6 protein-coding genes are annotated in these 6,106 nt (G+C 73.5%); 2 read left to right on the top strand and 4 right to left on the bottom strand.

The window, feature by feature from the left end; all coding sequences use genetic code 11:
* The first annotated feature begins 12 nt into the window (after window positions 1–12).
* Window positions 13–1,221 (top strand): ergothioneine biosynthesis PLP-dependent enzyme EgtE, encoded by a 1,209-nt coding sequence (egtE, locus tag DQW85_RS29395; protein ID WP_113703100.1) that lies wholly within the window; start codon window positions 13–15, stop codon window positions 1,219–1,221.
* A gap of 14 nt (window positions 1,222–1,235) precedes the next feature.
* On the opposite strand, the gene DQW85_RS29390 is transcribed toward egtE, so the two are convergent.
* Window positions 1,236–1,904, bottom strand: coding sequence for an esterase/lipase family protein (locus DQW85_RS29390; RefSeq protein ID WP_113703099.1), 669 nt, complete (start codon window positions 1,902–1,904; stop codon window positions 1,236–1,238).
* A 74-nt stretch (window positions 1,905–1,978) separates the two neighbouring features.
* Between DQW85_RS29390 and DQW85_RS29385 the strand changes: the two genes are divergently transcribed.
* Window positions 1,979–2,635 carry a TetR/AcrR family transcriptional regulator gene (locus tag DQW85_RS29385; protein ID WP_162795471.1) on the top strand — a complete coding sequence of 219 codons (657 nt, stop codon included), beginning with the start codon at window positions 1,979–1,981 and terminating at the stop codon, window positions 2,633–2,635.
* On the opposite strand, the gene DQW85_RS29380 is transcribed toward DQW85_RS29385, so the two are convergent.
* From DQW85_RS29380 to DQW85_RS29370, 3 genes are all read right to left on the bottom strand, one after another.
* A complete protein-coding gene (locus DQW85_RS29380) occupies window positions 2,622–3,023 on the bottom strand; it encodes a DNA-binding protein (protein WP_113703097.1) in 402 nt (133 codons plus the stop codon). The genes DQW85_RS29385 and DQW85_RS29380 overlap by 14 nt on opposite strands.
* A 173-nt stretch (window positions 3,024–3,196) precedes the next feature.
* Complete coding sequence (locus DQW85_RS29375) at window positions 3,197–4,540, bottom strand: FAD-binding oxidoreductase (protein WP_113703096.1); 1,344 nt, start codon at window positions 4,538–4,540, stop codon at window positions 3,197–3,199.
* Window positions 4,537–6,106 (bottom strand): ABC transporter ATP-binding protein (locus DQW85_RS29370; protein ID WP_113703095.1); only part of this gene is annotated, 1,570 nt, incomplete at its 5' end. The genes DQW85_RS29375 and DQW85_RS29370, both read right to left, overlap by 4 nt.

Genomic DNA, 6,106 nt, shown 5'->3' with positions numbered 1-6,106 from the left:
GGGAACGGGCGGGTGGCGCGGATCGCGGAGGCGTGGCGGGGGGCGCGCGGCGTGGTGCCGCCCGGGCATCTCGACGCGGCCGGCTGCAACGTGAGCAGCGACCGGGTGCTCGACGCGGTCGTGGCGCACCTGCGGCTCGAACGGGAACACGGCGGCTACGCGGCCGTCCCGGACCTCACCGCGCCGAAGTCGGCCCTGGCCGCCCTGGTCGGCGCGGGCCCCGCGGACGTGGCGTTCCTGGAGAGCGGGACGGCGGCGATGGCGGCGCTGCTGGGCGGGTGGCGGCTCGCGCCGGGCAGCCGCGTCGGCCACACGCGCACCGAGTACGGCAGCACGCTGATGCTGCTGCGCCACCTGGCCGCCCGGCGTGGCTGGAGCCTCGTCGAACTGCCTGTGGACGGCGACTCGCGCCTCGACCTGGCGGGTCTGCTGGCCGCGCTGGTGGCCGGGCTGGACCTGGTGGTCGTCTCTCACGTCGGCTCCCACCGCGGCGTCGTGCAACCGGCGGCGGAGATCGGGACACTGTGCCGCGCGGCGGAGGTCCCGTTCGTGCTGGACGCCTGCCAGTCGCTCGGGCACGTGGAGGTGCGCGGGACGGGCGCGAGCGCGTACGTGGGGACCTCGCGCAAGTGGCTGGCCGGGCCGCGCGGCGTCGGCTTCCTGATCGTGCCCGACCCCACGCCCGCCATGGACGCCGCCGCCCCCACTCTCGGCACGCACCACTGGAACGAGGGGGGCGGTGGCGAGGATGCGCTGCCGCTGCCCGGCGTGGAGGTGTCAGGAGGCGAGGACGTTCCGGCGGACGTCCCGCTGCCGGTGCCGCTGCCGGGCGCCGCACGGTACGAGAGCTCGGAGGCATCGATCGCCGCCCGGATCGGGCTCGGCGTGGCGGTGCTCGAACACCACGCGCTCGGCCCGGCCGAGGTTCACGCGCACCTGGCCGCCCTGGGCCGCACGGCACGCGGCCTGCTCGACGGGGCGGGTGGCTGGCGCGTGGCCGAGCCGCTCGACGAGCCGTCCGCCCTCGTCACGCTCAGGCCCCCGCCAGGTGACACCGCCCAGCACGCCGCTGCCCGGGCGTCAGCGGAGTCCCTGCTGGTCAGCGTCGTGCCGACCGCCCGGGCCCCGCTGGACCTGCGCGAACCCGTCCTCCGCGTCTCCCCGCCCCCTGGCACCCCACTGGAGACCCTGCACGCCCTGGCCCGCGTCCTCGCCTCCTGATACCTCAAGGGCGTTCAGGACGGGCACCGCCCGTCCAGGGCACTGAGGACGGCGTCGATGAACACCCTCGTCCTCGGCTCGTCGGCGTGGCGCACCCCGGCGAACTCGGCCCCGCACCAGACACCGTCGATCGTGTCGTCGCGGGTCTCGTCGAGCGAGCTGGCCAGCAGGGTGTAGCGGACCGGACCTGGCGTGGGGTCGCCGCTGTTGAGCCGCCTGATGAAGCCGCCGGTGGGGCACATCTGCCCGCCCTGCTCGGACGGCAGCAGGCAGGCCGGCGCGTAACCGCGCTGGCCGGTGCCCATCGAGACGTAGCTCCGCGTCTCACCGGCACCGCCGAGGAACTTCAGGTAGTGGCGCGCGGACAGCCCTCCCATGCTGTGGCCGACAATGCTGATCTTGCCGCCGCCGTGCTTCCGCCGCACCCGCGCCACCAGTTTCGCGATGGCTTCGGCGTTGGCGATGTTCTCCTCGCCGGGCAGGTCGATGGCGTACGCCGGATGCCCGGCCCGCTTCAGCGCCGCCTTCATCCGGGCGAACTGGCCCGGCTCCCCGTTCCAGCCGTGGACCAGGATGACCGGCTCGCGCCGCGCGGCGTGCGCAGGCGGCCCCGCGTGCAGGCCGGCCAGCAAGGTGACCACGGCGATCGGTAACGCTCGGACCCACTCGCGTCTGTAGGACATCGACACACACCTCACCGGCTCGTGGAGATTCGCTTACCTAGTCCTCGGTAAGCGAACCTGCTACGTTTAACACCGTGCCCCCGAGCAGGCAAGCCCCGAGCAGGCAGGAGCGCGCTCGCCGGCGGCGAGAAGAGATCATCGCGATCGCGGGCGAGATGTTCGCCCGCCACGGCTACCGCGGCACCTCGCTCGCCGACGTCGCGGCGCGGGCGGGCATCACCGAGCCCGGGCTCCTCCACCACTTCCGCAACAAGGCCGGATTGCTGCTGGCGGTGATCGAGCGCCGCGACCTGGACAGCGAGGCGTTCGCGATGGAACTGCTGGGCATGGAGCCCGCCGGGCGGCTGCGGGCCATGCCGGAGTTCGCGCTCCGCAACAGGGAGCGGGCCGGGCTGGCCAAGCTGTTCACCGTACTGGTGGCGGAGAGCCTCGAACCCGACGCGCCCGGCCACCGGCACTTCGTCGACCGATACCGCGCGATGCGCGCCATCGTCGCCGAGGCCATCCGTTCCGCGCAGGCCGCCGGCGTCACCCGCCCGGACCTCGACCCCGCGGCCAAGGCGGCCGAGATCATCGCGACCCTGGACGGCCTGCAGACCCAGTGGCTGCTCGACCCCGACACGATCGACATCGTGGCCGGCGTCGAGTCCTACGCCCGGACCCTCGAACACGACCTCACGTGCGGCCTCACCCCGCGGGACCCCGCACGTCGCGTGTTCAGAGACCGATGAGCCGGACGCTGTCGCCGCACAGCCGGGCCAAGTCGTCGACATCGGGGGTCAGCATGGCCACCGGACGGGGCTGGCGCAGCGCCCCCTCGGCGACCGTGGCATCGATGGCGTAGTTGTGGCCGTGCAGACCCGCGGCCTTGAGCAGGTCCGCGGACGCCTTCGCCGCCCTCTCGGTCACCGGCTCGACTTTGACGCGGGAGAGAGTCCACTGGAGCCGAGGCATGTTCACCCGCGTGTGGCTGATCTCCACGATGGTGTTGGCGCCGATGACGAAGTCGGCACCCATGGTATGGAACACCTGGCACATGGCGAGGACTCTGCGGTCCTGGGCGATCCAGGCGGCGAGCCCCTGCGAGTCCAGGACGACGGTTTCGACGTGCGCGATCACGCCGCGCTCGCCGGACCGCCGGGACCCGCCGCCCCGAAGATCCTCGAACGGGCTTGGGCCAACTCCTCTTCGGTGAACTCCCCGTGCTCCTCCTGATGACGCAGGAGGTCCTGCCGAGGCGCACCGGGTCGGGCGGGGGCACGACGGCCCGGGGGGCGCCCGTCGCGGTCTCTTCAGCGCAGGGACTGGGCGAAGCGGAACAGGCCGTCGGGGTCGTAGGCGGCCTTGACCTCCCGCAGCCGCGACAGGTTGCTCCCGTAGTACGCCTGCGCCCAGTTCTCCAGGTCGGCGTCGGGGTAGTTGGGGTAGACCGCGCCGGATGCCCATGGCGACACCCGTTCCCATGACCGGCACAACCACGCGTGCGCGTCCCGTCTGCGGCTGTCGGTGGCGCGGAATCCGACCTGCACGGCCTGCTTGAGCAGGAAGCGCGGGGCGCGGTGGACGAAGGCGCTCGCGCCGGGGGCGACGCGGGCGATGGCACCCGCCCAGGGCACGAATTCCAGATCCCGGATCTCGCCGCGCACGCGGTCGGCGGCCAGCCGTCCCAGCAGGTCCTCGATGGCCGTCCGGGGCAGGTGTCCGTCGAAGAAGCCCGACTTGTTCAGCCGCAGCCCGGGCCGCTCGCCGTACGGCAGCTCCGTGACGGCGCCCTCCCCGCCGTCGGCGTAGGCGTGGTGGCAGGCGGCCGCGGCGCCCTCCAGCCGGGTGAGCCGGAGGCGGTCCAGCGGCGCGAGATCCCCGACCAGCTTCCTGGCCCACTGCTCCGGCCCGGCGACGATGCCGAAGAGCACGGTGTAGGGCGCTTCCTCCGGCTCGTCGCCGGAGACGACCGCGATCTCCAGGTTGACCTCGTCCGGCGCTTCGGGCGCCCAATGCTGCCACGCGTCGACGAGATCGGCGGCGCGGCCGAAGTCGCAGACGGCCTGGACGGTGGTGACCGGCACGATGGGCCGGGTGCGCAGCGTCATCCGCGTGACCACGCCGAAGTTGCCGCCGCCGGCTCCGCGCAGCGCCCACAGCAAGTCGTCTCCCGCCTCGACGCGCCGCCCGTCCGCAAGGATCACCCGCGCCGCCAGCAGATGGTCGGCGCCGAGCCCGTACAGGCGGCTGAACACGCCGTATCCGCCGCCCAGGACCGCTCCGGCCACGCCGACCGTGGGACACCAGCCGCAGGGCACCATACGCCCGTTCTCGGCCAGGCGCCGGGCCAGCTCTCCGACCCGCACACCGGGGCCCACCCGCACGCTCTCCGCGCCGACCTCGATCTCCTTCATCGCGCTGAGGTCGACGAGCAGCCCGGTCGTGGAAGAGTGCTCGGCGAAGCTGTGGCCGCCGCCACGCAGGGCGAACGGCGTGCCGCGGGCACGGACGAGCTCCAGAACGCTCATGACGTCCGCTTCCGAGGCGCAACAGGCCACGGCGGTGGGCAGTTCCTCGGTGAGCGTGCCGAGGAAGGCCTTGCGCCTGGCCTGGTAGCCCGGCTCGCCGGGATGGATCATGCGCGGGCCGGTCATCGGCGGGCGGGCTTCCCGGTCTGCAACGCGTACAGCTCGGCGTAGCGCCCCCGCAGCGCCAGCAGTTCCTCGTGCGTGCCCTCCTCGGCGATGCGCCCCTGGTGCAGCAGGTAGACGCGGTCGGCATGCCGTACGCTGGTCAGCCGGTGCGTGATGAGCAGGACGGTCCGTTCCCCCGCGATCTTGCGGAGCGTCTCGTAGACGGCGTACTCCGCCTTCGCGTCCAGCGGCGCGGTCGGCTCGTCCCAGATCAGCAGGGACCCGTCGCGAAACAGCCCGCGGGCCACGGCCAGGCGTTGCCACTGCCCTGCCGACAGTTCGTGACCGCCCCTGAAGTGCTTGGACAGCAGGGTGTGCCATCCGGCGGGCATGCCGGCGATGACATCGTCGGCCGCGGCGAGCGAAGCGGCCTCGCGCAGGGCGTGGTCTGCCGGGTCCGGGCGGTCGTGGCGGCCCATGCGGACGTTGGTCCTGGCGTCGTGGGGCCAGCGGACGGGGTGCTGCGGAACCAGGACCACCCGGTCGGCCAAGGTGTACGGGTCCAGGTCGGCGCTGTCGAGCCCGTCCCACCGCACCATGCCGCTGGTGGGCCGGTAGAGCCCGGCCAGGAGCCTGGCCAGCGTGGTCTTGCCCGAACCGTTCTCGCCGACCAGCGCGATCGTCTGGCCGGCGTGGATGGTCAGGTCGATCTCGCGCAGCGCGGGGCGCCGGCTGCCGGGATAGGTGAAGCCGACGCCGTGCAGGGTGATGCGTTCGGGAGAGCGCGGTGCCGCCGTACCGCCCGCCGGTCGCTTCCTGACGTCGGCGTCGGCGAGGAAGTCGTGGTAGTCGGCCACGTACAGGGACTGTTCGAACAGGTGATTGGCGGCCTGGGCGAGCTGTCTCAGCGCCGCCGCCGCCACCCTCACGGCGATCACCGCGGTGCCCGCCCCGGCCAGCGCGATCCAGCCGGCGTGCAGCATCAGCCCGAGTGCTGCCAGCACTCCGGCCATGGTGAGGCCGGCCATCGCGCGGCCCGCGGTCCTGACCCGCGCCATGGAGAGCCCGACCTTCGTCTCCTGCTCCTGCAGCACGTCCGCCACCTGGCGGTATTCGGCCAGCACGTACGGCTCGGCCTGGCAGGCCCGCAACTCGCCGGCGGGCTCCCGCTCGGTGGCCAGCTCGGAGAGCATCTGCACCCGGCGGTTCAGCGTGACCATGCGTCTCATGCCCGCGTATCCGCGCTGAGCGGCCTTCAGCACCGCCCAGGCCTCCGGGATCACGCCGGCCACGAGCAGCGGCAACAGCAGCGGGTGCAGGACGGCCAGCCCGACCGCCGCGGCCGTCACCCCGCAGGTGGCGCCGAGCAGGTCGATGGCGTTGCCCACCGCGCGGTCGAGGTGGAACAGCCCGCGGTCGCGTGCCCGGTGCAGGCCGTCGTAGAAGTCGGCGTCGTCGAAGTCGGCCAGCTGCACGCCCAGGGCGGCGGCGAACAGCCGCTCCTCCGCCGCCCGCCGCAGCGCGGGCTCCAGCCGCGCTCTGGCCAGCTCCACCGCCGCTTCGGCCGCCCCGCGCAGCGCCAGGACC

Source organism: Nonomuraea lactucae, assembly GCF_003313395.1.
GTDB lineage: Bacteria > Actinomycetota > Actinomycetes > Streptosporangiales > Streptosporangiaceae > Nonomuraea > Nonomuraea lactucae.
This window is presented reverse-complemented; position numbering and strand designations above follow the sequence as displayed.